This window comes from Comamonas sp. NyZ500 (assembly GCF_016772095.1).
In the GTDB taxonomy this organism is placed as follows: Bacteria; Pseudomonadota; Gammaproteobacteria; order Burkholderiales; family Burkholderiaceae_C; genus Comamonas; species Comamonas thiooxydans.
This window is the reverse complement of record NZ_JAEIJE010000005.1, coordinates 73,293-96,117: the sequence shown is the minus strand read 5'-3', so window position 1 is coordinate 96,117 and position 22,825 is coordinate 73,293. Positions and strand designations below refer to the sequence as shown.

Annotated in this window: 17 protein-coding genes; 12 read left to right on the top strand and 5 right to left on the bottom strand. The window is 63.5% G+C overall.

What is annotated here, in order from left to right; translation table 11 throughout:
* The first annotated feature begins 69 nt into the window (after positions 1–69).
* The 4 genes from JAO85_RS10115 to JAO85_RS10100 all read left to right on the top strand — a co-directional run bounded on the left by JAO85_RS10115 (position 70) and on the right by JAO85_RS10100 (position 4,394).
* Positions 70–765, top strand: a complete 696-nt coding sequence (locus tag JAO85_RS10115) for an AraC family transcriptional regulator (RefSeq protein WP_087864502.1) — start codon at positions 70–72, stop codon at positions 763–765.
* A 113-nt stretch (positions 766–878) separates the two neighbouring features.
* Complete coding sequence (locus tag JAO85_RS10110) at positions 879–1,751, top strand: DMT family transporter (RefSeq protein ID WP_003069635.1); 873 nt, start codon at positions 879–881, stop codon at positions 1,749–1,751.
* A gap of 37 nt (positions 1,752–1,788) precedes the next feature.
* Positions 1,789–2,622 (top strand): M48 family metallopeptidase, encoded by an 834-nt coding sequence (locus JAO85_RS10105; protein ID WP_087864501.1) that lies wholly within the window; start codon positions 1,789–1,791, stop codon positions 2,620–2,622.
* A gap of 95 nt (positions 2,623–2,717) precedes the next feature.
* Positions 2,718–4,394 carry an acyl-CoA dehydrogenase family protein gene (locus JAO85_RS10100; RefSeq protein ID WP_087864500.1) on the top strand — a complete coding sequence of 559 codons (1,677 nt, stop codon included), beginning with the start codon at positions 2,718–2,720 and terminating at the stop codon, positions 4,392–4,394.
* Positions 4,395–4,400: 6 nt separating this feature from the next.
* Here the strand turns inward: JAO85_RS10100 and JAO85_RS10095 are convergent, their stop codons facing one another.
* Positions 4,401–5,303 carry a helix-turn-helix transcriptional regulator gene (locus JAO85_RS10095; protein ID WP_012836603.1) on the bottom strand — a complete coding sequence of 301 codons (903 nt, stop codon included), beginning with the start codon at positions 5,301–5,303 and terminating at the stop codon, positions 4,401–4,403.
* A 167-nt stretch (positions 5,304–5,470) separates the two neighbouring features.
* Between JAO85_RS10095 and JAO85_RS10090 the strand changes: the two genes are divergently transcribed.
* The 7 genes from JAO85_RS10090 (at position 5,471) to JAO85_RS10060 (ending at position 13,833) form a co-directional block, all read left to right on the top strand.
* The gene (locus JAO85_RS10090; protein ID WP_087864504.1) at positions 5,471–7,033 is read left to right on the top strand and encodes a 3,4-dehydroadipyl-CoA semialdehyde dehydrogenase; all 1,563 of its coding nucleotides are present in this window, start codon (positions 5,471–5,473) and stop codon (positions 7,031–7,033) included.
* Between the two features lie 3 nt (positions 7,034–7,036).
* The gene (locus JAO85_RS10085; RefSeq protein ID WP_202788006.1) at positions 7,037–8,599 is read left to right on the top strand and encodes a benzoate-CoA ligase family protein; all 1,563 of its coding nucleotides are present in this window, start codon (positions 7,037–7,039) and stop codon (positions 8,597–8,599) included.
* 190 nt (positions 8,600–8,789) lie between these two features.
* The gene (locus JAO85_RS10080) at positions 8,790–9,953 is read left to right on the top strand and encodes an ABC transporter substrate-binding protein (protein WP_003069648.1); all 1,164 of its coding nucleotides are present in this window, start codon (positions 8,790–8,792) and stop codon (positions 9,951–9,953) included.
* A gap of 154 nt (positions 9,954–10,107) precedes the next feature.
* The gene (locus tag JAO85_RS10075) at positions 10,108–10,977 is read left to right on the top strand and encodes a branched-chain amino acid ABC transporter permease (protein WP_012836600.1); all 870 of its coding nucleotides are present in this window, start codon (positions 10,108–10,110) and stop codon (positions 10,975–10,977) included.
* A gap of 154 nt (positions 10,978–11,131) precedes the next feature.
* The gene (locus JAO85_RS10070) at positions 11,132–12,226 is read left to right on the top strand and encodes a branched-chain amino acid ABC transporter permease (RefSeq protein ID WP_039049346.1); all 1,095 of its coding nucleotides are present in this window, start codon (positions 11,132–11,134) and stop codon (positions 12,224–12,226) included.
* Positions 12,219–12,989, top strand: coding sequence for an ABC transporter ATP-binding protein (locus JAO85_RS10065; protein WP_087865004.1), 771 nt, complete (start codon positions 12,219–12,221; stop codon positions 12,987–12,989). Before JAO85_RS10070 ends, JAO85_RS10065 begins: the two co-directional genes overlap by 8 nt.
* 142 nt (positions 12,990–13,131) lie before the next feature.
* Positions 13,132–13,833, top strand: a complete 702-nt coding sequence (locus tag JAO85_RS10060) for an ABC transporter ATP-binding protein (protein ID WP_045839295.1) — start codon at positions 13,132–13,134, stop codon at positions 13,831–13,833.
* A 769-nt stretch (positions 13,834–14,602) separates the two neighbouring features.
* On the opposite strand, the gene JAO85_RS10055 is transcribed toward JAO85_RS10060, so the two are convergent.
* The 4 genes from JAO85_RS10055 to JAO85_RS10040 all read right to left on the bottom strand — a co-directional run bounded on the left by JAO85_RS10055 (position 14,603) and on the right by JAO85_RS10040 (position 20,516).
* The gene (locus tag JAO85_RS10055) at positions 14,603–15,076 is read right to left on the bottom strand and encodes a PaaI family thioesterase (RefSeq protein WP_034382695.1); all 474 of its coding nucleotides are present in this window, start codon (positions 15,074–15,076) and stop codon (positions 14,603–14,605) included.
* Positions 15,077–15,299: 223 nt separating this feature from the next.
* Positions 15,300–16,814, bottom strand: coding sequence for an acetyl-CoA hydrolase/transferase family protein (locus JAO85_RS10050; protein ID WP_202788005.1), 1,515 nt, complete (start codon positions 16,812–16,814; stop codon positions 15,300–15,302).
* A 236-nt stretch (positions 16,815–17,050) separates the two neighbouring features.
* Complete coding sequence (locus tag JAO85_RS10045) at positions 17,051–18,373, bottom strand: solute carrier family 23 protein (protein WP_003069662.1); 1,323 nt, start codon at positions 18,371–18,373, stop codon at positions 17,051–17,053.
* Positions 18,374–18,605: 232 nt separating this feature from the next.
* Positions 18,606–20,516 (bottom strand): radical SAM protein, encoded by a 1,911-nt coding sequence (locus JAO85_RS10040; protein WP_039049342.1) that lies wholly within the window; start codon positions 20,514–20,516, stop codon positions 18,606–18,608.
* A 173-nt stretch (positions 20,517–20,689) separates the two neighbouring features.
* Here JAO85_RS10040 and JAO85_RS10035 point away from each other — a divergent pair, with 173 nt between their 5' ends.
* Complete coding sequence (locus JAO85_RS10035) at positions 20,690–22,777, top strand: acetoacetate--CoA ligase (protein WP_202788004.1); 2,088 nt, start codon at positions 20,690–20,692, stop codon at positions 22,775–22,777.
* Positions 22,778–22,825: the final 48 nt, after the last annotated feature.

Genomic DNA, 22,825 nt, shown 5'->3' with positions numbered 1-22,825 from the left:
TGCCCACGCCAGTCGCCGGGCGCTACCATTACCGCGACCGTCGTCTCTTTCTGTAAGCAGGATTGCCCCATGAGCCGTGACACCGCATCTCCGCGCCCTGTGCTTGACCAGGCACAGACCTCGGTGCGCAGCTACAGCGGCGAGCATCAGGCCCATGCCCATGACCATGCCCAGATTCTGTTTGCGCTGCAGGGCCGCATGGAGCTGGAGGTGGGTGGCAGACCCAGCTTTGTGGACAGCGCCTGCGGCATGGTCATACCCGCAGGTACCGGCCACGGCTATCTGGCAGCACCGCAAACCCAGGTGCTGGTGATCGACGCGCCCATGACCCAGGGGCTGGAAAAGCTGCGCCGCTTTGCCGTGCCCCCGGCGTTGCGCTTTCCGCAATCAAGCCTGTCAGCCGCCGCGCAGATGGCGCTGGTGCTGCAGGCTCCCACCTTGCTGCAGCGTCGCGGCATGGATCTGCTGTGGCTGCAGCGCCAAGTGCAGGCGGCTTTGCATGAAAGCTGGCCCACGGCCCGGCTGGCGGACCTGGTGCATCTGAGCGTGGCCCAGTTCCACGCCCGTTTTGTGGAACTGACGGATCGCACGCCGCAGGACTGGCTTCGCGGCCTGCGTCTGGACGCTGCCGTGCTGCAGCTCAGAAAGGGGGCGGCACTCGAAACGACCGCGCTGCGCTGCGGCTACGCATCGGCCAGCGCCCTGGCCTATGCACTGCGGCGCGAGCGCGGCCTGACATCGCGCCAGCTGCGCGAGCGCCGCTGAGCCGCCCCTCGCACTTCAAGCGTTTCTCGACAGATGAGCGGCCCTGGCCCGCGCATGATGGCTCACCCATGTCTGTCACTTCCGCTATCTCTTCTCCCTCGCCCCGCAGCGCCTTGGGCCCTGTCGGCCTGGTGCTGGCCGCCGCCATGCTCTGGGGCACCACGGGCACGGCACAGCATTTCGCGCCTGCACAGCTCTCGCCCTACTGGGTGGGCGGCCTGCGCATGGTCATGGCCGCGCTGTTCTTTGGCGCGCTGGCGCTGCTGCTGGACCGAGGCCATGCGCGCCAACCCATGCGCTGGGCGCGCATCGTGTTCTGCGGCCTCTGCATGGCCATCTACAACCTCAGCTTCTTTGCCGGCGTCAAGGCCAGCGGCGTGGCCCTGGGTACGGCGCTGGCCATAGGCAGCGGCCCCATCTGGGCCGGCCTGATGCAGGCCGTGGTGCAAAAGCGCATGCCCAGCCCTCAATGGTGGCTGGGCACCTGCACCGGCGTTGGCGGAGGCATTGTCATGGCGCTGGCCGCCACCGACAGACAGCATCTGCCATGGGCTGGCATGGCCCTGTGTCTGCTGGCCGGTCTGTCCTATGCCGCCTACGCGCTGGTCAACCAAGCACTGGTGCTGCAATCGCGTGTGGCCACGGTCAATGCCTGGGTGTTTGCCTGCGCGGCCCTGCTGTCACTGCCCGTTTCGGCCTGGCTGGGCGGGCCGCTGCAGATCAGCGCCGGCGGCTGGGCCGTGGTGATCTATCTGGGCATGTTCGCCACGGGCTTTGCCTATCTGCTGTTCTCCGTGGGCCTGCGCGGCATGTCTGCCGCGACCGGCGTGGCACTGAGCAAGGCCGAGCCGATCACCGCTTTTGCGCTGTCGCTGCTGGTGGTTGGCGAGCGCCCCGCCTGGTGGTCCGTGATCGGTCTGTTCGGCGTGATCGGCGGTCTGTGGCTGGTAGTACAGGCAGAGCGCAAGACTGCAGAAACCGTCTGACCCGAGGCAGGCTGCAGCTCGCATAGACTTGGCGCTTATGCACGCCTTCATCTCATCCCTGCGCCTGCCCGCCACCCGCAACTGCCTGCTGCCCGCACTGGTCTGTGCTGCGCTGATGCACGCGCCAGCGCAGGCTCAGGTGGAGGTCGGCAAGGCCTCGGTGATGCGCCAGCTGGTACCGGCCGAGACGCTGGAAAGCTCTGCGACCCAGCAGTACCAGGAGCTGCTGCAAAAGGCCAAGGCCCAGGGCGCGCTGGCAGACGCCGGCAACCCGCAGCTGCAACGCCTGCGCGGCATTGCCCAGCGCCTGATTCCCTATGCCGCGCAGTGGAACCCGCGCGCCAGCCAGTGGCGCTGGGAGGTCAATCTCATAGGCAGCAAACAGATCAACGCGTTCTGCATGCCCGGCGGCAAGATCGCCTTCTACACAGGCATCATCGACCAGCTCAAGCTCACGGACGACGAGATCGCCATGATCATGGGCCACGAGATGGCCCATGCCCTGCGCGAGCATTCGCGCGAGCAGCTGGCCAAGAACCAGGCCACCAGCATAGGCATATCGCTGGGCGCGCAATTGCTGGGTCTGGGCGATATCGGCAATGCCGCTGCACGCCTGGGCGGGCAATTGCTCAGCCTCAAGTTCAGCCGCAATGACGAAAGCGATGCCGACCTGGTCGGACTGGAACTGGCCGCACGCGCCGGCTACAACCCGCAGGCCGCCGTGAGTCTGTGGCGCAAGATGGGCCAGGCCACGGGCGAAGGCGGCATAGGCTTTCTCTCCACGCATCCGACGGGCCCCGATCGCATACGCCAGCTGGAGGGTAATGTGCCGCGCGTCATGGGCTTGTACGAGCAGGCACGCAGGCGCTGAATACCAGCGACAAGGCAGCTGAAAACCCGCTTTGCGTCGGCCATGCGGCGCTCTATATTGGACTGTGACGAGCGCACAGCCACAGGAGTGATCGCATGCAGGCCCTGGAAACCCATGACGTCTTCAACCAGTTCGATGAGCTGACCGGCATCAATCTGCTGCAAGCCGACGCTGCCTTGCAGGAAGTGCTGCAGCGCCAGCAGGCGCAGGGCTTTGTGCCGGCCCTGAACCGCTTTGCGCAACAGCTTGGCGAGAAGCACAACTGGGAGCATGCCGAACTCGCCAACCGCCATACGCCCGAGCTGCAGCGTTTTGACTCACGCGGGCGTGTGCTCGATGCCGTGGAATTCCACCCCAGCTGGCATCGCCTCATGGAGCTGTATCGCAAACAGGGCCTGATCTCCTTGCCCTTTGAGAGCCCAAGCCGCGGCCGCTGGAGCGCCTGGGCCGCCGGCTTTTACCTGCACGGCCAGGTGGAGCAGGGCACGTTATGCCCGGCCACCATGACCACGGCGGCCATCCCCGTGCTGCAAAAAGAGCCCCAGCTATGGAGCCAGTTGCAGGCCCGGTTGTTCAGCCACGAGTACGACGCACGCGATCTGCCCTTGGAGCAGAAAAAATCCATCTGGATAGGCATGGGCATGACAGAGAAACAGGGCGGCTCGGACGTGCGCGCCAACACCACGGTGGCTCGCCCCGTGCATGAGGGTGGTCGCGGCGGCGAGTATCTGCTGCGCGGCCACAAATGGTTTTTCTCGGCCCCCATGTGCGACGCCCATCTGGTGGTGGCTCGCATGGCCACGGCAAGCGGTGAGCTCGGCGGTCATGCCTGTTTTTTCGTGCCGCGCTGGCGTCCCGACGGAAGCAAGAACCCCGTGCGTGTGCAGCGCCTCAAGGACAAGGTAGGCAACCGCAGCAACTCCAGCTCGGAAGTGGAGCTGCAGGACGCCTGGGGCATTCTCATGGGCGAGGAAGGCCGAGGCATTCCCACCATCATCGAGATGGCCAGCTACACGCGGCTGAACTGCGTGCTGGGCAGTGCGGCCATTTTGCGCAGCGCAACCGTGCAGTCGATTGCCTATGCGCGCCAGCGCTCGGCCTTTGGCAGACATCTCGCGGATCAGCCGCTGATGGCCACCGTGCTCGCGGACCTGGCACTCGAAAGCGAAGCCTCCATGCAGCTCGCCATGCATCTGGCTCAGGCCTATGAGTCGGAGGCCGAAGGCGATCTGCTGGCCCGCGCCTGGAAGCGCATCATGACTCCGGCCGCCAAGTTCTGGGTCTGCAAGCGCTCGGTGGAGATCACGGGCGAAGCCATGGAGGTCTTTGGCGGCAACGGCTATGTACAGGACAGCATAGTCGCGCGCCTGTTCCGTGAAGCGCCGGTCAACTCCATCTGGGAAGGCTCGGGCAATGTGATGTGTCTCGACGTTCTGCGCGCCATGGGCCGCGAGCCTGAAGCCACGCGCCTGCTGTTGCAGGATCTCGGCGATATGGCTGCCGACCAGCCCCTTCTGACGGCGATGGCGCAATCGCTGGCCAAACGCCTGTCCGGTTCCCCCGAGGCACTGGAGCCGCAGGCCCGTCGACTGGTGCAGGACTTGTGTCTGCTGGCCCAGGCCTGCCTGCTGCACAGGCATGCGCCCGAGCACATGGCCGATGGCTTCATCCACACCCGCCTGGGCGCACAGAACGGAGCCATGGTGGTAGGGGCATTTGACCCCGCAGGGCTTGACATCGCCGCCGTGCTGGAGCGTGCCCTGCCCCTGTGAATACCGTCAGGCTGCGACCAGCACTTTCAGCTGCTTGAGGCTTTGCGCCACGCTCTTTCCGCTGGTGTCCAGCACATGATCGGCCTTGGAATAAAAGGCCGATCGGCCGTCCAGAATCCGGCGCAAATCATCCATGGCCTCGGGGTTGGCCGCCATGGGCCGCGTGTCGCCCTGGGCCACGACACGGCTCATATGCTCATCGGGCTGGGCCTGCAACCAGACTGTGGTGCAATGGCTGAGCAACTCATTGAAGGTTGCGGGGTCTGACACGATGCCGCCCGGGGTGGCAATCACCACATCGCTGTAGATCTGCACGGCCTCTTCGAGTGCACGGCGCTCGTAACGACGATAGGCGCCCGCTCCATAGAGGTCATAGATCTCGCGCACGCTGCAACCCGCCACTCGCTCGATCTCCTGGTTCAGCTCGAGAAACGGCACATTCAACTGCTCTGCCAGCATACGCCCCAACGTGGACTTGCCCGCGCCGCGCAGGCCTATCAGGGCAATGCGCGAAGCCCGGTGCGGATCGCCCATGGGCGCCGTTCCCAGAATCTCTCCGGCCGCCAGTCGCACGCGCTTCAAGTCGGCCTCGCTGCGGCCTTCCAGCAATTCGCGCAGCAACAGCCATTCGGCACTGGCCGTCGTCACATCGCCCAGCAGCTCGGCCATGCTGCACTGAAGTGCATGTGCGATCTGCTGCAGCACCAGGATGGAGACATTGCCCGTGCCGTATTCGAGATTGGCCAGATGGCGCTCGGACACCACGGCCGCCGAAGCCAGCCCGCGGCGCGTGAGACCGCGGCGCGCACGCAGATTGCGCACCCTCTCGCCCAAGGCCTGCAGCAGCGGGCTTTTGCCCGCTTCATCCCCTTCCGCAACCGACGCGGATGCCATGTCTAACTGATCCATAAAGCTCCTCAGAGGCCGTGAATGATAAACAGTCGGGGTTAACGCGAATCATGCAATATATTGCTTGACACTGCATTGTCTCGTATTTATCTTTTGATTGCACGCACAATATTGCATGTTTCATCAAAGATTTGATGCTGATCAGAACAGCACTTCAGGAGACCCCCATGACCGAGTTACTGGCCAACCATGTGGCTGGCCGCTGGCAAACCGGCAGCGGCCCGGGCAGTTTGTTACGCGACCCGGTACTGGGAGCAGAGCTGGTGCGTGTCGATGCCACAGGGCTTGATCTGGGCGCCGCCTTTGCCTTCGCACGCGACACCGGAGGCAAGGCCTTGCGAGCCCTCAGCTACGCCCGGCGCGCCAGCCTGCTGGCCGATATTGCCGCCGTGCTGCAAAGCCGCCGCGACGTGTATTACGAGATATCCACCGCCAACAGCGGCACCGTCAGAAACGACACCGCCGTCGATGTGGACGGCGGCATCTACACCCTGAACCAATACGCCAGATGGGGCGCGGCGCTCGGCGATGCGAGGCATCTGAGCGACGGCGAAGCCGTGGCGCTGGCCAAAGACGGTGCCTTTCTGTCCCGGCATATCCAGGTCCCGACACGCGGCGTGGCGCTGTTCATCAACGCCTTCAACTTCCCTGCCTGGGGGCTGTGGGAAAAGGCGGCTGCTGCCCTGCTCTCGGGCGTGCCCGTCATCGTCAAGCCGGCCACGGCCACCGCCTGGCTGACCCAGCGCATGGTCAAGGATGTGATCGATGCCGGCATATTGCCGCCGGGCGCTTTGTCCATCGTCTGCGGCAGTGCTGCAGGATTGCTGGATCAGCTGCAGCCCATGGATGTGGTCTCGTTCACGGGGTCTGCGGAGACGGCTTCGGCCATACGTTCTCACGCGGCCATAGCCCGCCACTCGGTGCGCAGCAATATCGAGGCCGACAGCGTGAACTGTGCGCTGCTGCTGCCCGGCCATGGCCCGGACAGCGAAGCTGCCGCCTTGCTGGCGCGTGAGGTGGTGCGCGAAATGACGGTCAAATCCGGCCAGAAATGCACGGCCATACGCCGCGTGCTGGTACCACAAGCTCTGTACGACGAGGTGGCCCAGGCCGTCGGAGCGCAACTGGCAAAGATCGCCGTGGGCAACCCGCGCAACGACGCCGTACGCATGGGATCTCTGGTCAGCCGCGAGCAGTACGACAGCGTGCAGCAGGGCCTGGGCCGGTTGCTGGAGCACACCACGGCCCTGCATGACGACCGACGTAATGCGCTGATCGATGCCGACCCGGCGATTGCCGCCTGCGCCCAGCCCGTGCTGCTGGGCACACAGGACCCCGATGGCAGTGCACTCGTGCATGACATGGAAGTCTTTGGCCCGGTGGCCACGCTCATGCCCTACCGTGACCTGGCACATGGCCTAGCACTGGCGCATCGCGGCCAGGGCTCGCTGGTCTGCTCGATTTACGGCGATGACGACCAGGCCCTGGCCGCAGCCGCCACCGATCTCGCAGCCAGCCACGGCCGCGTGCACGTGGTCACGCCCGCTGTCGCCAGGCTGCATACGGGCCACGGCAATGTCATGCCCCAGTCCCTGCATGGCGGTCCGGGCCGCGCCGGCGGCGGCTCCGAACTCGGCGGCCTGCGGGCACTGGATTTCTATCATCGCAAAAGCGCCATACAAGCCGCACCACAGCTTCTGCAGGCACTGGCCGAAACGACGGGAGCATGAGTCATGACAGACTTCAGTCAGCCCTTCAACTTCGCCCAGCATCTGTTCGATCTCAACCAGGGGCGGGGTGACAAGAACGCCTACACCGATGACCAGGGAACGCTCAGCTATGCGCAGTTGCAGGAGCAGGCGCGCCGCCTGGCCCATGGCCTGCTCGCTGCCGGCATCCATCGCGAGGAGCGCGTGCTGCTGGTCATGCACGATATGCGCGAGTGGGTGATCTCCTTTCTGGGAGCCATGTACGCAGGCGTGGTGCCGGTGGCGGTGAATACCTTGCTCACTGCTGCCGACTACGCCTATATGCTCGAGCATTGCCGTGCTCAGGCGATCGTGACCAATGGCGCGCTAGTTGCCGTGGTGCAGCAGGCCCTGGAGCAGGCGCAGCATGAGGTCAACCATATCTGGGTCGCCAGGCCCGATGAAGCACCGCAAGGCCTGCCGCCGGCCTTCGAGCCGCTGCAGCCCTGGCTGCAGCAGCAAACGCCGCTCGCTCATGCCGCCAGAACCATGGGCGACGACCCCGGCTTCTGGCTGTATTCCTCGGGCTCCACCGGCAAACCCAAGGGGGCGGTGCATACCCACGCCAACCCCTACTGGACGGCCGAGCTGTATGGCAAACCGGTGCTGGGCCTGAACGAAAACGATATCTGCTTTTCCGCCGCCAAGCTCTACTTCGCCTACGGCCTTGGCAATGCCCTGACCTTCCCTCTGAGCGTGGGAGCCAGCGTGGTGCTGATGGCCGAGCGCCCCACGCCGGAAGCCACTTTCAGGCGCTGGACCGAGCAGCAGCCCACAGTGTTTTTCGGAGCGCCTACGGGCTTTGCGGGCATGCTGGCTCACCCCGCCCTGCCGGCACGCGAACAGGTCAGCCTGCGCATGTGCTCGTCGGCAGGCGAAGCCCTGCCGGCCGAGATTGCCCAGCGCTTCAAGACCCACTTCGGCGCCGATATCGTGGACGGCATCGGCTCCACCGAAATGCTGCATATCTTCCTCTCCAACCGCCCGGACGATATACGCTACGGCAGCACCGGCAAACCTGTGCCCGGCTATGCGGTGGAGCTGCGCGGCGAGGACGGACAGCCTGTGGCCGATGGCGAGATCGGCGACCTCTACATCAAGGGCCCGAGCGCGGCCCTGATGTACTGGGCCAACCGCGACAAGACGCGCGACACCTTCCAGGGCGCCTGGCTCAAGAGCGGCGACAAATATGTGCGCGATGCTGACGGCTACTACACCTATGCAGGCCGCAGCGACGACATGCTCAAGGTCAGCGGCATCTATGTCTCGCCCTTCGAGGTCGAATCCACGCTGCAGCAGCACCCTGCCGTACTTGAGGCGGCCGTGATCGGCGTGACCGACGAACAGGGCCTGACCAAGACCAAATCCTATGTGGTGTGCAAGCCCGGACAGAGCGCCAGCGAGGCCGAACTCAAGGCTTTTGTGAAGAATCGGCTGGCAGCCTACAAATACCCGCGCTTCATTGAATTTGTCGATGAGCTGCCAAAGACCGCGACAGGAAAGATCCAGCGCTTTCGTTTGCGTGAGCTGGAATCCAAGCCGCGCTAATTGCTTATCGCAAGGTTGCAAGAAGCTATCAAAACAGTAGTCACAAACTAGGGCAATCGCTGGTATTGCTTTAAACCTAAAGTTGTTAGAGTGCGCTCGTGCATCAGTGCCAACCCCAGCACCACAGCCAGTCATAACCGTTGATCTGAGAGTAAGCCGGCATTCGTCCATCAACCAGCAGGAGACAAGCATGAGCAAGCAATGGGCAATATGGAGCGCAATCGCACTGGCTGCCGCCGCAAGCGGCAGCAGCGCCATCGCGCAGGAGAAGATCAAGGTCGGCTTCATGCTGCCTTTCAGCGGCACTTATGCAGCCCTGGGCGTGGCGATCGAGAACGGCTTTCGTATGCAGGTAGCCGAGCAAGGCGGCAAGCTGGGCGGGCGCGAGATCGAATACTTCAAGGTCGACGATGAGTCAGATCCCGCCAAGGCAACGGACAACGTCAACCGCCTCATCAAGCGCGACAAGGTCGATGTGATCATCGGCACCGTGCACTCCGGCGTGGCCATGGCCATGGCCAAGGCCGCCAAGGAAAGCGGCACCGTGCTCATCGTGCCCAATGCGGGAGCCGATGCAGTCACCGGCCCCATGTGCGCTCCCAATATCTTCCGCAGCTCCTTCTCCAACTGGCAGACGGCCTACCCCATGGGCGTGGTCGCAGCCAAGGAAGGCAAGAAAAATGCCATGACCCTGACCTGGAAGTACGCTGCCGGTGAAGAGGCCGTCAACGGCTTCAAGGAAGGCTTCGAGAAAAGCGGCGGCAAGGTCAGCAAGCAGCTGACGCTGCCGTTTCCCAACGTTGAATTCCAGGCTCTGCTGACCGAGATCGCAGCGGCCAAGCCCGATGCCGTGTTCTCCTTCTTCGCGGGCGCAGGTGCCGTGAAATTCGTCAAGGACTATCACGCCTCGGGCCTGTCCAAAACCATTCCGCTCTACGGACCGGGCTTTCTGACCGACGGCACGCTGGACGCTCAGGGCGAGGCCGCCCAGGGCATGCTGACCACGCTGCACTATGCCGACGAACTGGGTACGGCGCGCGATCAGGCCTTCCGCACCAATTACGCCAAGAACTACAAGCTGCAGCCCGATGTCTATGCCGTGCAAGGCTATGACGCCGCACAGATGCTGGCCGTGGGCCTGAAGGCCGCCGGCGGCGACATCGGCAAGAAGGATGTCTTCCGCACTGCCATCGAAAAAGCCACGATTGCCAGCCCGCGCGGCGACTTCACCTTGAGCAAGGCCCACAACCCCGTGCAGGACATCTATCTGCGCAAGGTCGACGGCAAGGAAAACAAGAAGATCAGCGTGGCAGTGAAGGCTCTGGCGGACCCAGCCCGCGGCTGCCGCATGTAATAGACGCGAGCCATACCGCCCTCGATACCTGCTTGCTCTGTCCTGCCGCACCTTCGGTGCCGCCTGCGACAGAGCGCCTCGTCTCCAGCGCGAATCGACGATTCGCCGGGCTGTATGCCTCGCTTTGCAGCCTCCTGCTTCAACAAGGATTGCCGTGGATCTCGCCACTTTTCTGGTGCAGTGTCTGAACTCTGTTCAGTACGGACTGCTTCTGTTTCTGCTGGCCTCTGGCCTGACGCTGATCTTCGGCATCATGGGGGTGATCAACCTCGCCCATGGCAGTTTCTACATGATCGGTGCCTATGTGGCGTTCTCGCTCGCACCGTACCTGGGCCAGCATTTCATCATCATGCTGCTGGCCGGGGTGGTGCTGGCCGTGGTGCTGGGCTATTTTCTCGAATGGGCATTCTTCAGTTTTCTCTACGAACGCGATCACCTGCAGCAGGTGCTGATGACCTATGGCCTGATTCTGGTGTTTGAAGGCCTGCGCGCCATCCTCGTGGGCAACGATGTGCATGGCGTGGAAAAGCCTGCCTGGCTGGCCGGCAGCTTCCCTTTGATGGGCATGATGCAGTACCCCTGGTACAACGTGTTTGCAGCCGCTGCCTGCCTGCTGGTGGCGCTGCTGATGTACTACACCGTCAACCGCACGCGTCTGGGCATGATGATTCGTGCCGGTGCCAGCAACCGCGACATGGTGCGCGGCCTGGGCATCAACATCAAGCGCCTGTACCGCATCGTCTTTGCCGTGGGCGTGGCCCTGGCGGCCCTGGCCGGAATGATCGCGGCGCCCATGAGTTCGGTCTACCCCAATATGGGCTCCAGCGTGCTCATCATCTGCTTTGTGGTGGTGGTCATCGGCGGCATAGGCTCGATCACCGGCGCGCTGATTGCCTCGCTGCTAGTGGGCTTTGTGGATACCTTCGGCAAGGTGTTCTTTCAGGAGCTCAGCGGCATGAGCATCTATCTGCTCATGGCCGTGATCCTTGTATGGCGCCCGGAAGGCCTGATGGGCAAGAGATGATGAAGCTCCCCCTGAGTCGCTTCGCGCCTTCCCCCCTCGCTCGCCACGCGGGAGGGGGACAACACCTTCGCTGCGGGGCGGCCGGCCAGGCCCTTGCCCCATGTCCCCTGCTTGGCTCACGCCAGTTCTGCAAGCAGTGTCAAGGATCACTGATATGAGCGATACCTCCTATACGCCGCTGCCGCAATCCAATCAGGCCTATGCAGAAGCACCGGCCGTCACCAACCAGAGCCGCCCCATTCGCGCCAAAAGCGTGTGGGTAGCTGTGGTGCTGCCGCTGGCTGTTGCAGCGCTGCTGGCTGCCGCACAGCCCTTCTGGTCGGCCTATCTCTCCGATCTGGTGGTCAAGATCATGATCCTGTCCATCTTTGCGCTGAGCCTGCATATCCTGGTGGGCGGCGCAGGGCTGGTCAGCCTGGGCCATGCGGCCTACTTCGGGCTCGGTGCCTATGCGGCGGTGAAGGCAGCCGGCCAGGACGGCAGCAACTTTCTCGTCATGCTCGGCGCCGCAGTCGGTGTCTCGGGCCTGTATGCGCTGGTGGTGGGCGCCCTGAGTCTGCGCACCAAGGGCGTGTACTTCATCATGGTCACGCTGGCATTCGCGCAACTGGCTTTCTTTGTCGTGCACGACGTGGGCTATTTCGGCGGCAGCGACGGCATCTACCTGATGCAGCGCCCGGCCATAGGCGCACTGGACATGGAAAGCAGCAGCACGCAGTACTTCGTGGTACTGGCCGCGCTGGTGCTGGTCTATGCCTTCATCGCCATGCTGCGCCACTCTCGCTTCGGCCATGCGCTGGCCGGCATTCGCGTCAACGAGCAGCGCATGCGCGCTGCCGGCTTTGCCACCTACGGCTACAAGCTCGCCGGCTTTGTGATTGCCGGTGCGCTGGCGGGTCTGGCGGGCTTTCTGCTGGCCGCACGCGATGCCGTGGTCAACCCCGAGCTGCTGGCCTGGCACCACTCCGGCGAGGTATTGCTGATGCTGATTCTGGGTGGCGTGGGCTCGCTGCGCGGTGCCGTGCTGGGCACCATCACCTTTGTGCTGCTCAAGGAGCTGCTGAGCACGCATGCCATCGTTGGCAATGCCGCAGATCACTGGCAGCTGACGCTGGGCATCGCCATCATCGCGCTGGTCGCGCTGCTGCCCAAGGGGCTGGTGGGCATCAACGACAAATGGCAGAAGAAGGCAGCGGCGCAGAAGTCTCAGTCGACAAGCGCCGGCCAGCAAGGAGCAGATCATGGCTAATGCGGACAATGCTCCCCAGATGTCGGTGCGCGGCCTGACGCGGCGCTTTGGCGGGCTGGTGGCCGTGAACAATGTGGACCTGGATTTGCACCAGGGCGAGGTCCATGCCGTCATCGGCACCAACGGCGCAGGCAAGTCCACGCTGATCAACATGCTCTCGGGCGAGATAGCGGCCAGCAGCGGCAGCATTGCGCTTGAAGGCCGGGACGTCACGCAGATGCCGCAGCCGCAGCGCGCCAAGGCCGGCATCGGGCGCAGCTATCAGCGCACCACCATCTTTCCCGAGTTCACGGTGCTGGAGAACTGTCGCCTCACGGCCCAGGCCCAGGCGCTGCCCAGACCCTGGCGCATCTGGGAATCGGCCCAGCATTGCGCGGCCAGCATGCAGCGGGCGCAATCTGCACTGCAGCGCGCAGGTCTTGCCCAGCATGCCGAGCGCATCGCCGGCAGCCTGAGCCACGGCGCCAAGCGCCAGTTGGAGGTCGCCATGTGTCTGGCCACAGCACCCCGCGTGCTGCTGCTTGACGAACCTCTGGCAGGCATGGGCGCCGAAGAGACAGAACGCATGCTGGAGCTGCTGCAGGAGCTCAAATCCGCGCATGCCGTGCTGCTGGTGGAGCACGATATGGATGCCGTTTTCCGCATCGCCGATCGCATCACCGTCATGGTCAACGGCAGCGTGGTAGCCACGGGCACGCCCGATCAGATTCGCAACGACCCGGTCGTGCGCACCGCCTATCTGGGAGAAGAAGAACATGCTTGAAACAAAGCACCCCCTGAGCGGCTCTGTCGCTTCCCCCTCTCTCGCTGCGCGGGAGGGGGACGGCACCATCGCTGCGGGGCGGCCCTTGCTTGCCGCCTCTGGCACAGGCACGCGCCCACTTTCCGGGGCTTCGAACCATGCCATGTTCAGCCTGCAAGAGGTGCACAGCTTTTACGGCGACAGCCATATCCTGCACGGCATCTCGCTGGACCTTCCCCAGGGCCAGGCCGTGGGCCTGCTGGGCCGCAACGGCATGGGCAAGACCACGCTGATCCGCACGCTGATGGGCTATGTGGCGGCACGTTCGGGCCGGGTGTTTGCTGACGGCAAGGAGGTAACGAATTCCGCCCCCGAAAAAATGGCGCGCCTCGGCATTGGCTACGTCCCCGAAGGGCGCGGCGTATTCCCCAATCTCTCCGTCAAGGAAAACCTCTTGATGAGCGCCAGAGCCGGCCTGGACGGCAGCCGGGGCTGGACCTACGAGCGTGTGCTGGAAACCTTTCCACGCCTCAAGGAGCGACTGTCCAACGGCGGCGATCAACTCTCGGGCGGCGAGCAGCAGATGGTCTCCATCGGCCGCGCACTGATGACCAATCCGCGCCTCATGATTTTGGACGAGGCCACCGAAGGACTGGCTCCTCTGGTGGTGGCCGAAATCTGGCGCGTGATTGCACAGATTCGTGAAACCGGCATCTCCACGTTGATCGTGGACCGCGACTACAAAAAGGTGCTGGCCCATACCGACAAGGCCGTGGTGATGGAAAAAGGCCGACTGGCCTTGCAGGCCGAGTCCGCTGATCTGTTGCGGCAACCGGAGAAGTTGTCGGTGTTGTTGGGAGTTTGACTGTCGTCTTGTTTTGATAGCTGTTCACGCCTGATGGATAAGCTTTTGAGACCTCCTCTGTTTGATGTTTGGATTGCAACCGTATGCCTGATTTATGGACAGAGGCCGGGACTTCCCCCGGCTGGCGACCTACTTTCTAGCGCGCCAGAAAGTAGGCAAAGAGCGCTATCCGATTGCCTGTGTCCCTGCGCTTCGCTCCGGGTAAACCTGCGTCACACAATTCAGCCTACGGTGCCGCCCAACTCGCTGCGCGGCATGCCGCTGCGCTCAGACAAACGGCGGCAAGTCAGTTCACAAAGCAATGCTGTCCTGCGGCAGCATTGCCCGCAGCCTGAACCGCGTGCCGCAGGCACAGCCAGACGGGCGGGAGCGGACAGCCTGCAAGACTTGTGGCGAAATCAGGCTCAAGCTCTTATATGAATTGCGGTGGCAGCTATCAAATTTATCTCGGAGCTATCCTGTCTCCGGTATTGCCCCTTGTGCCCACGCCTGCGACGGCAGCCTCTTGTGGCGCGCGGCTGCACCGTAGAGTGCAGACGCATCGTCCTCACTTTTACGGCAATGTGTTTGAACGGAGAGCGAAGCTCGAAGTGAGTTTTGCCGTACAGCCACAAGAGGTTGTCGGCGCAGGTTGCCCACAGGCGAAGCCGGAGGGACGTGGGCAGTAGGGGCCTGCTCTTTGCCTACTTTCTTGCGAAGAAAGTAGGTCGCCAGCCGGGCGAAACCCGGCCTATATCCTCAAAACAAAGCGGTCTCGCAAACCAAAAACCTACTGAACCCCGCCCAACGACGCCGCATCCAGTCGCACATTCTTCGCCGCCTCTGGCGGCAGGATTGCCATCGTCAGACTGCAATTGCAGGTCAGCTTGCCCTCTTCATCGCGCAGCTCCACCGCCCAGACATGCGTGGTGCGCCCGAGGTGCGTGGGCCGCGCCGTGGCGGTGATCCAGCTGCCCTTGCGGCCTGCTCGCACATGATTGGCAGTCACGCCCAGGCCCACGCAGCGGTAGCCTTCGGGAATGCTGCAGGCCGCAGCCATCGACCCCAACGTCTCGGCCAGCACCACGCTGACACCGCCGTGCAAAATGCCATAGGGCTGGCAGGTGCGTTCATCCACATGGATGCGGGCGCGTACATAGTCGTCGCCGTATTCGGTGAACTCAATGCCCAGATGGGAAATTGCAGTGTTTGCGCTGCCTGCGTTCAGCGCTTTCAGATCAAGCTCTCGGGTCCAGATCGCCATACCAGTCCTTGTGGTGCATGAAAAAAGGACGCTCTTTGCAGAGCGTCCTTCGATGCTAAGGACTTGGAGCAGCAGACGCCAGCACCAAGCGGACTAGTACACGGCGACCAGTTCACCAGCTACCAGATCAGAGACACCAAGCAAGGGCCTAGGCGGCCCCGCCGCCCCGCAGCAATGGTGTCGTCCCCCTTGGGGGAAGCCGCAAAGCGGCTCAGGGGGTAACTCAGCCCCGCATATCGCCCTTGTCCATGAAGCGCTGATGCCAGGACAGCGCCTCGGTCAGGATGTGCGGCGTGTGCTGTGCACCCTGCTGGCGCGAGCGGTCGAAATAATCCTGCAGCTGGGCGCGGTAGTCCGGATGGGCACACTTGTCGATGATGACTTGCGCACGCTGCTTGGGCGACAGGCCACGCAGATCGGCCAGACCCTGCTCGGTGACGATGATCTGGGTGTCATGCTCGGTGTGGTCCACATGCGAGCACATGGGCACGATGCAACTGACCTTGCCGTCCTTGGCCACCGAGGGCGTGACAAAGAAGGACAGATAGCCGTTACGTGCAAAGTCGCCCGATCCGCCGATGCCGTTCATCATGCCCGTGCCCATGACATGGGTGGAGTTGATGTTGCCGTAAATGTCGGCTTCGATCATCGAGTTCATGGCGATGATGCCCAGGCGGCGCACCAGCTCGGGGTGGTTGGAGATTTCCTGCGGGCGCAGGATGATGCGCTCGCGGTAGAAGTCGATGTTGTCCTCGAAGTCCTTGTAGGCCGCAGCAGACAGCGAGATGGAGGTGGCCGAGGCCTTGCTCATCTTGCCCGCGCGCAGCAGATCCAGCATGCCGTCCTGCAGCACTTCGGTAAAGCCCAGCAGGTTCTCGAACGGGCCGGTCAGCAAGCCTGCCAACACGGCATTGGCCACATTGCCCACACCCGACTGGATGGGCAGCATTTCCTTGGGCAGGCGGCCCATCTTCATCTCGTGGGCCAGGAAGTCGATGATGTAGCCGGCTATTTTCTGGGAGTTTTCGTCCGGTGTGGCAAACACATTGTCGCGGTCGCCCTTGTGGGTCTCGACCACGGCCACGACCTTGGCGGGGTCCACCTCCAGGTAGGCATCGCCGATGCGGTCATCGGCATGCGTCATGTTGATGGGCATGCGGCGCGGCGGGATGGCCGTGCCGTAGTAGATGTCGTGCATGCCCTCCATCCGGGCGGGCGGCTTGGTGTTGACTTCCAGAATCACCTTGTCGGCGATCTCCAGCCAGGTCTTGTTGTTGCCCACGGCCGTCGACGGGATCAGCAGACCATCGGCGGTCACGCCCAGCACCTCGATCACGGCGATGTTCATATGGCCCAGAAAGCCGAACCAGGCATGCTGCGCCACATGGGACAGGTGCATGTCGATGAAGTCGATCTCACCCGAGTTCACGGCCTTGCGCGCGATGGGATCGGTGTTGAAGGGCAGGCGCTGACCCAGTGCGTGGGCTTCGGCCATCACGCCGTCGCATTCGGCGGCGGTGGACGCGCCGGTCCAGACATTGATCTTGTAGGGCTTGCCCTGGGCATGCTCTGCCTTGGCACGGGCCGCTATGGCCTGTGGCAATGCCTTGGGATAACCGGCTCCGGTAAAGCCGCTCATACCGACATTGACACCGTGGGGAATCAGGGCGGCGGCCTCTTCGGCCGTCATGACGCGCGAGAGGAATTCTGGGTAACGTACGCGATCTGCGATGGACATTGCATGCTCCAAACTCAGAGGCCCCGGCCCGGCACACGAGCCTGACCGGCGCCAACGCGCTGGCATTCTTGCGGCTTATGCTCGGCGCTCAGACTGGCACCTCTAAAAAAACCGCCCGGGTAGGGCGGCATATCTCCAGAGAGAAATGTTACCAGCGCGGAACATTAACACCGGAATTCTCGGCAAAGGCCCCGCGCTGCTGTCAGGGGAATGTTCCCCCGATTACATGTTGGCACTCACTTGGCCTGTACCTTGGTTTCAGATTTGCGCTCGCCCATGGTCAGCAGTGCGTACAGGATGATGGCGCCAAAGGTGGCGCAGCCGATGCCGCCCAGCGCGAATTCGCCGAACCTCAGCGTGAATTCTCCGGTGCCCAGGATCAGGGTGATGGCAGCCACGATCAGATTCTTGGTGTCGGAGAAGTCCACCTTGTTGTCCACCCAGATCTTGGCGCCGGCAATGGCGATCAGGCCGAACACCACGATGGAGACACCGCCCATCACGGGCAGGGGAATGGCCTGGATCAGCGCACCGAACTTGGGCGAGAAGCCCAGCAGCACGGCCAGCAGGGCCGCCACAAAGAACACGGCCGTGGAGTAGATGCGGGTCGCCGCCATCACGCCGATGTTTTCGGCATAGGTGGTCACGCCTGTGCCGCCGGCTGCGCCGGAGACCATGGTGGCCACGCCGTCACCGATGAAGGCACGACCCATGTACTGGTCCAGGTTCTTGCCCGTCATGGCGGTCACCGCCTTGATATGGCCCAGGTTCTCGGCCACCAGGATGATGACCACGGGCACGATCAGCAGCATGGCATTGCTGGTGAACACCGGCGCATGGAAGCTGGGAATGCCGAACCAGGCGGCATTGAGCACGCCGCTCAGATCCACGGGCTTGCCCCAGCCCAGGCCGTTGGTGAAGACGGCGTAGAGCACGCTGGCAATGATCAGGCCGATCAGAATCAGCAGGCGCTGCAGCATGCCGCGCGTGAACACGGCCACCAGTGCCACGGAGACAAAGGTCAGCGCCTGCATCCAGGATTCGAAGTTGTTGGACGCCATGTTCTTGATGGGAATCGAGGCCAGGTTCAGGCCGATGATGGCCACCACGGCGCCCGTCACCACGGGCGGCATGAAGCGTTCGATCCAGGCCGTGCCCACCATCTGCACCAGCAGGCCGACCAGCATGTAGACAAAGCCGCAGGCAATGATGCCGCCCAGCGCCACGCCGATATTGGCGTTGGCAGGTCCCTGGCTGGCCACGTAGCCGGTGGCGATGTTGACCACACCGATGAAGGCAAAGGAAGAGCCCAGATAGCTGGGCACCTTGCCGCCGGTGATGAGAAAGAAGATCAGCGTGCCGATGCCGCTCATCAACACCGCCAGATTGGGATCGAACCCCATGAGGATGGGAGCCAGCACCGTGGAGCCGAACATGGCGATCACGTGCTGGATACCCATCAAACCGGTCTGCGTCCAGGGCAGTCGCTCATCGGGGCCGATGACGCCACCGCCCTGCAAGACATCGGACGATCGCTCCGTCCATTGAAACATTCCCATCCCATCGCTCCTTGGAGATATCAAAAACGGAGCAGATTATGGCAAGCAGTGCTTGCCCGCTGGGGTCGTGCAAGCACTGGTAAACCAGGGACTGTGGTCTCTTGCACACGCGGGAAAACGGCGGCAGAACGTCAGACTATCAAATACATAGCTTCCAGCGCCAACCCATCAATGACTTCATTGATAAATAGATATGAAGTGATTGATCAGCAAGCGCAAGAAGCTATCAAATTCATTGCTTCTGCTGCAGCGCGCGCGCAATGCGATCGCGCTTGACCGTAGGCTTGGGCACCTTGAACGGGAACCACATGCGCACATCCTCCTCCAGCGCGATGCCGTGCATGAAGTTGTAGATGGCCTTCTTGAGCGCCGCGCCCAGTGCGTCGTGATCGACGCCCGTGGGGTCGATAAAGGGACGGTCGTTCTTGGCAAAGTTGCCCTCGGGCAGCGGCGGCAGCTCGATGCCGTATTCCTCGGGGTTGAGGCCCACGGGCGAGTGCACGGTGCAGCTGAAGCGGTGAAAAAAGCCGCTTTGGATACAGCCGTTGAGGAACAGCTGGCGCACATACTCGAGCGCGTCCACCGTGTCCTGCACGGTCTGCGTCGGAAAGCCGTACATCAGATAGGCATGGACCAGGATGCCTGCCTCCGAAAACGCCTTGGTCACACGTGCCACCTGGTCCACGGTCACGCCTTTTTTCATCAGCGCCAGCAGCCGGTCGGATGCCACTTCCAGGCCGCCCGAGATGGCGATGCAGCCGCTGTCGGCCATCAGCTCGGCCAGCTCGGGCGTGAAGGTCTTCTCGAAGCGCACATTGCCCCACCAGGAGATGCCGGCGTTGCGCGCAATCAGCTCCTGCGACAGCGCCTTGAGCGCCTTGGGCGGCGCGGCTTCATCGACAAAGTGAAAGCCGGTCTGGCCGGTCTCGGCGACGATGGCCTCGATACGGTCGGCCAGCACGGCGGCGCTGGCGCCTTCGTAGCGGCCGATATAGTCCAGGCTGACATCGCAGAAGCTGCACTTCTTCCAGTAGCAGCCATGGGCCACGGTGAGCTTGTTCCAGCGCCCATCACTCCACAGACGGTGCATGGGGTTGAGCATGTCCAGCAGCGACAGGTATCGGTCCAGCGGCAGGCCGTCCCAGGTGGGCGTTCCGACCTCGGCAAACGCGATATCGGACTCCATCATGTTCACGTACTGCACCTTGCCATCGTCGCCGCGCACAAAGCTGCGCACCAGGCGCGATCTGCCGCGCTCGCCGCGCAGATGCTCGAGCAGCGCCAGCAGCGGGCGTTCGCCCGCATCCAGGGTCACGAAGTCGAAGTAGTCGAACACGCGCGGCTCGGCCAGCTGGCGCAGCTCGGTGTTGACAAAGCCGCCGCCCAGCACGGTGGCGATCTGCGGGAAGCGCCACTTGATGGTCTGGGCAATGCGAAACGCCGCATAGGCCGAGCCCGGAAAGGGCACGGACAGCAGCACCACCGTGGGCTGGTGGCGCTCCACGGCCTCCAGCGTCAGGCGCTCCAGCACTTCGTCCACCAGATTCGGCTCTGCCGCCAGTGCGCTGGCCAGCGGATCGAAGCTGGGCTGGCTGCCGGCCAGCGATTCGGCATAGCGCACGAACTCGAAGCGCTCGTCCACGGCATCGCGCAGCACATCGGCCAGATCGTTGAGGTATAGCGTGGCCAGATGCTTGGCCTTGTCTTGCAGGCCTAAAGCGCCAAAGGCCCAGCCCAGCGGATCGCCGCCTTCCTCGTCCTCATACACATCGAGCGTGGCAAAGCGTGGGCCTTCGGGCAGAAAGTGGCGCCCCACGATGCGGTGGGCCAGCGTGGAGTCTCGCCCCTGCAAAAACGCAATCGTGGGCGCGATCGTGGCCAGATAGCGCTCCTGCTGCGCGACAAAGGACTGGACGGCAGGCGTGTGCTGCCTGGCAGGCAGACTCTGGATGCGCTCGGCCACTGCGCGCAGGCCATCGGGCGAGAGCAGCTGCAGCACCAGTGCCAGTGCCAGGTCTTCCTGCATGGCGGTGATGCCGCGCGAGCGCAGAAAGCCGGTCAGATAGGCCGTGGAGGGGTAGGGAGTGTTGAGCTGCGTCATCGGCGGAATGACGGCCAGCACGCGGGTGGGCAAAGCGGACATGGGGTGCGGGTCGCCGGCATGCGCCGTTGACGGTGTAGACAGGCCCCGATTATCGGTTTGACCGCTCAGCTGTGCTCGTGTGCGCCCATACAGCCGACCGCGCTGCTGCACAGGTGACATCTGACGGGGCCACCACCAATGACTTGCAAGGGCTGCAGCGCTAGGCTGGACCCATGTCTTCCGCACCGCAACACCCCGCTCCCTATATCCCTCAGATCCGGCTGTACCAGAACTGGCTGCATGAAACGCGCGGCCTGAGCTTTGCCGACTATGACGCGCTGTGGCGCTGGTCGACCAGCGATCTCGACACCTTCTGGCAAAGCATCTGGGATTACTTCGATCTGCAGTCGCCCACGCCGCACAGCGCGGTGCTGGCCAGGAACACCATGCCCGGTGCGCAGTGGTTCCCGGGCGCGCAGGTGAACTATGTGCAGCAGGTGCTGCGCCATGTCCAGCCGGCCCATGCCGCCGGCATGCCGGCCGTCATCAGCCGCAACGAGCAGGGTCTGCAGCGCGAGCTGAGCTGGCCCGAGCTGCAGCGCCAGGTGGCGGCCCTGGCCCTGCATCTGCGTGCCCAGGGCGTTGCCAAGGGCGACCGCGTCGCGGCCTATCTGCCCAATATTCCCGAGGCCATCGTCGCCTTTCTGGCCTGCGCCAGTCTGGGCGCCATCTGGAGCATCTGCGCGCCCGACATGGGCACCCATGCCGTGCTCGACCGTTTCAAGCAGATAGCGCCCAAGGCGCTGATCGCCGTGGACGGCGTGCATTACGCAGGCAAGGACATAGACCGCCGCGAGGTCCTGCAGGAGCTGCGCCAGGGCCTGCCCAGCGTGCAGCACGTGGTGCTGGTGCCCAATCTGGATACCTCGATAAAGATAGCCGACACCGCAGACTACACCAACGTTACCGCACGAAATGATGCGGAGACGGCAGCCTTCACGCCAGAGTGGCTGCCCTTCGACCACCCGCTGTGGATCGTCTACTCCAGCGGCACCACGGGCCTGCCCAAGCCCATAGTCCACGGCCATGGCGGCATGGTGCTGGTGGCCTTGCAGCTCAAGGCCCTGCACAACGACATCGGCTGCAGCTACGAGTCCAACAGCTGGGGCGAGCGCTACCACTGGTACAGCTCCACGGGCTGGGTGATGTGGAATGCCCAGGTCTCGGGCCTGCTGGGCGGCACGAGCTGCGTGATCTTCGACGGCAGCCCCGGCGGCAGCAAGGACAAGCCCGACTGGGGCACGCTGTGGCGCTTTGCGGCCGAGACCGGCGTGACCAGCTTTGGTTCGGGCGCGGCCTTCTATGCCAACTGCATGAAGGCCGGCCTTGAGCTGTCCAGCTGCGGCGACCTGTCGCGCATACGCGGGCTGGGCAGCACGGGCTCGCCGCTGTCTGCTGAAGTTCAGCAATGGGGTACAGACCAATTCGAGAAACTGGGCCGCGCCAATATTTGGTGGAATAACTTATCCGGCGGCACCGACTTCGCGGGCGCCTTTATCGGCGGCAACCGCGATCTGCCGCTGGTGCCCGGCGTCATGCAATGCCGCCAGCTGGGCGCGGCCGTCGAGGCCTGGAACGAGCAGGGCCAGCCCGTGATGGACGAGGTCGGCGAGCTGGTCTGCACCCAGCCCATTCCCTCCATGCCGCTGTTTCTCTGGGGCGATGCGGACGGCAAGCGCTATTTGTCGAGTTACTTCGATATGTACCCGGCCGGCCATGGCCGCCAACCGGGCGGCGGCGATGGTGACGCCGAAATGGGGCCTGTTTGGCGTCATGGCGACTGGATCAAGCTGCTTGGCGAGGGCGGCTGCATCATCTACGGCCGCAGCGATGCAACCATCAACCGCCATGGCCTGCGCATGGGCACCAGCGAGATCTACAGCGCCGTCGAGGCCCTGCCCGAGGTGCTGGACAGCATGGTGGTGGATCTCGAATATCTGGGCAAGGACAGCTATATGCCGCTGTTTGTGGCCCTGCGTCCGGGCGTGGAGCTCGACGCGGCGCTGCGCGAGCGCATCAACAAGGCCATCCGCTCGGCGCTGTCGCCCCGCTTTGTGCCCGACGATATCTTTGCCGTGGCCGAGATACCACGCACGCTCAGCGGCAAGAAGCAGGAGCTGCCCATCAAGAAGCTGCTGCTGGGCCAGCCGCTGGCCAAGGTGGTCAACAAGGACGCCATGGCCAACCCAGGCTGCCTGGACTGGTACGAAGGCTTTGCCAGGGAATATCTGGCCAGGACAGAAGCAGGCACAGTGTCCTGACGCGGCAGGCGCGGTGCGAGGGCCTGGGTGGCCCCCGCCGCCTTGCAA

What these genes read in the sequence shown, in the direction of transcription:
- JAO85_RS10115 (WP_087864502.1), top strand. Translation starts at nt 70, where the DNA reads ATGAGCCGTGACACCGCATCTCCGCGCCCTGTGCTTGACCAGGCACAG.
- JAO85_RS10105 (WP_087864501.1), top strand. Translation starts at nt 1,789, where the DNA reads ATGCACGCCTTCATCTCATCCCTGCGCCTGCCCGCCACCCGCAACTGC.
- JAO85_RS10100 (WP_087864500.1), top strand. Translation starts at nt 2,718, where the DNA reads ATGCAGGCCCTGGAAACCCATGACGTCTTCAACCAGTTCGATGAGCTG.
- JAO85_RS10095 (WP_012836603.1), bottom strand. Translation starts at nt 5,303, where the DNA reads ATGGATCAGTTAGACATGGCATCCGCGTCGGTTGCGGAAGGGGATGAA.
- JAO85_RS10090 (WP_087864504.1), top strand. Translation starts at nt 5,471, where the DNA reads ATGACCGAGTTACTGGCCAACCATGTGGCTGGCCGCTGGCAAACCGGC.
- JAO85_RS10085 (WP_202788006.1), top strand. Translation starts at nt 7,037, where the DNA reads ATGACAGACTTCAGTCAGCCCTTCAACTTCGCCCAGCATCTGTTCGAT.
- JAO85_RS10080 (WP_003069648.1), top strand. Translation starts at nt 8,790, where the DNA reads ATGAGCAAGCAATGGGCAATATGGAGCGCAATCGCACTGGCTGCCGCC.
- JAO85_RS10070 (WP_039049346.1), top strand. Translation starts at nt 11,132, where the DNA reads ATGAGCGATACCTCCTATACGCCGCTGCCGCAATCCAATCAGGCCTAT.
- JAO85_RS10065 (WP_087865004.1), top strand. Translation starts at nt 12,219, where the DNA reads ATGGCTAATGCGGACAATGCTCCCCAGATGTCGGTGCGCGGCCTGACG.
- JAO85_RS10060 (WP_045839295.1), top strand. Translation starts at nt 13,132, where the DNA reads ATGTTCAGCCTGCAAGAGGTGCACAGCTTTTACGGCGACAGCCATATC.
- JAO85_RS10055 (WP_034382695.1), bottom strand. Translation starts at nt 15,076, where the DNA reads ATGGCGATCTGGACCCGAGAGCTTGATCTGAAAGCGCTGAACGCAGGC.
- JAO85_RS10050 (WP_202788005.1), bottom strand. Translation starts at nt 16,814, where the DNA reads ATGTCCATCGCAGATCGCGTACGTTACCCAGAATTCCTCTCGCGCGTC.
- JAO85_RS10045 (WP_003069662.1), bottom strand. Translation starts at nt 18,373, where the DNA reads ATGGGAATGTTTCAATGGACGGAGCGATCGTCCGATGTCTTGCAGGGC.
- JAO85_RS10040 (WP_039049342.1), bottom strand. Translation starts at nt 20,516, where the DNA reads ATGTCCGCTTTGCCCACCCGCGTGCTGGCCGTCATTCCGCCGATGACG.
- JAO85_RS10035 (WP_202788004.1), top strand. Translation starts at nt 20,690, where the DNA reads ATGTCTTCCGCACCGCAACACCCCGCTCCCTATATCCCTCAGATCCGG.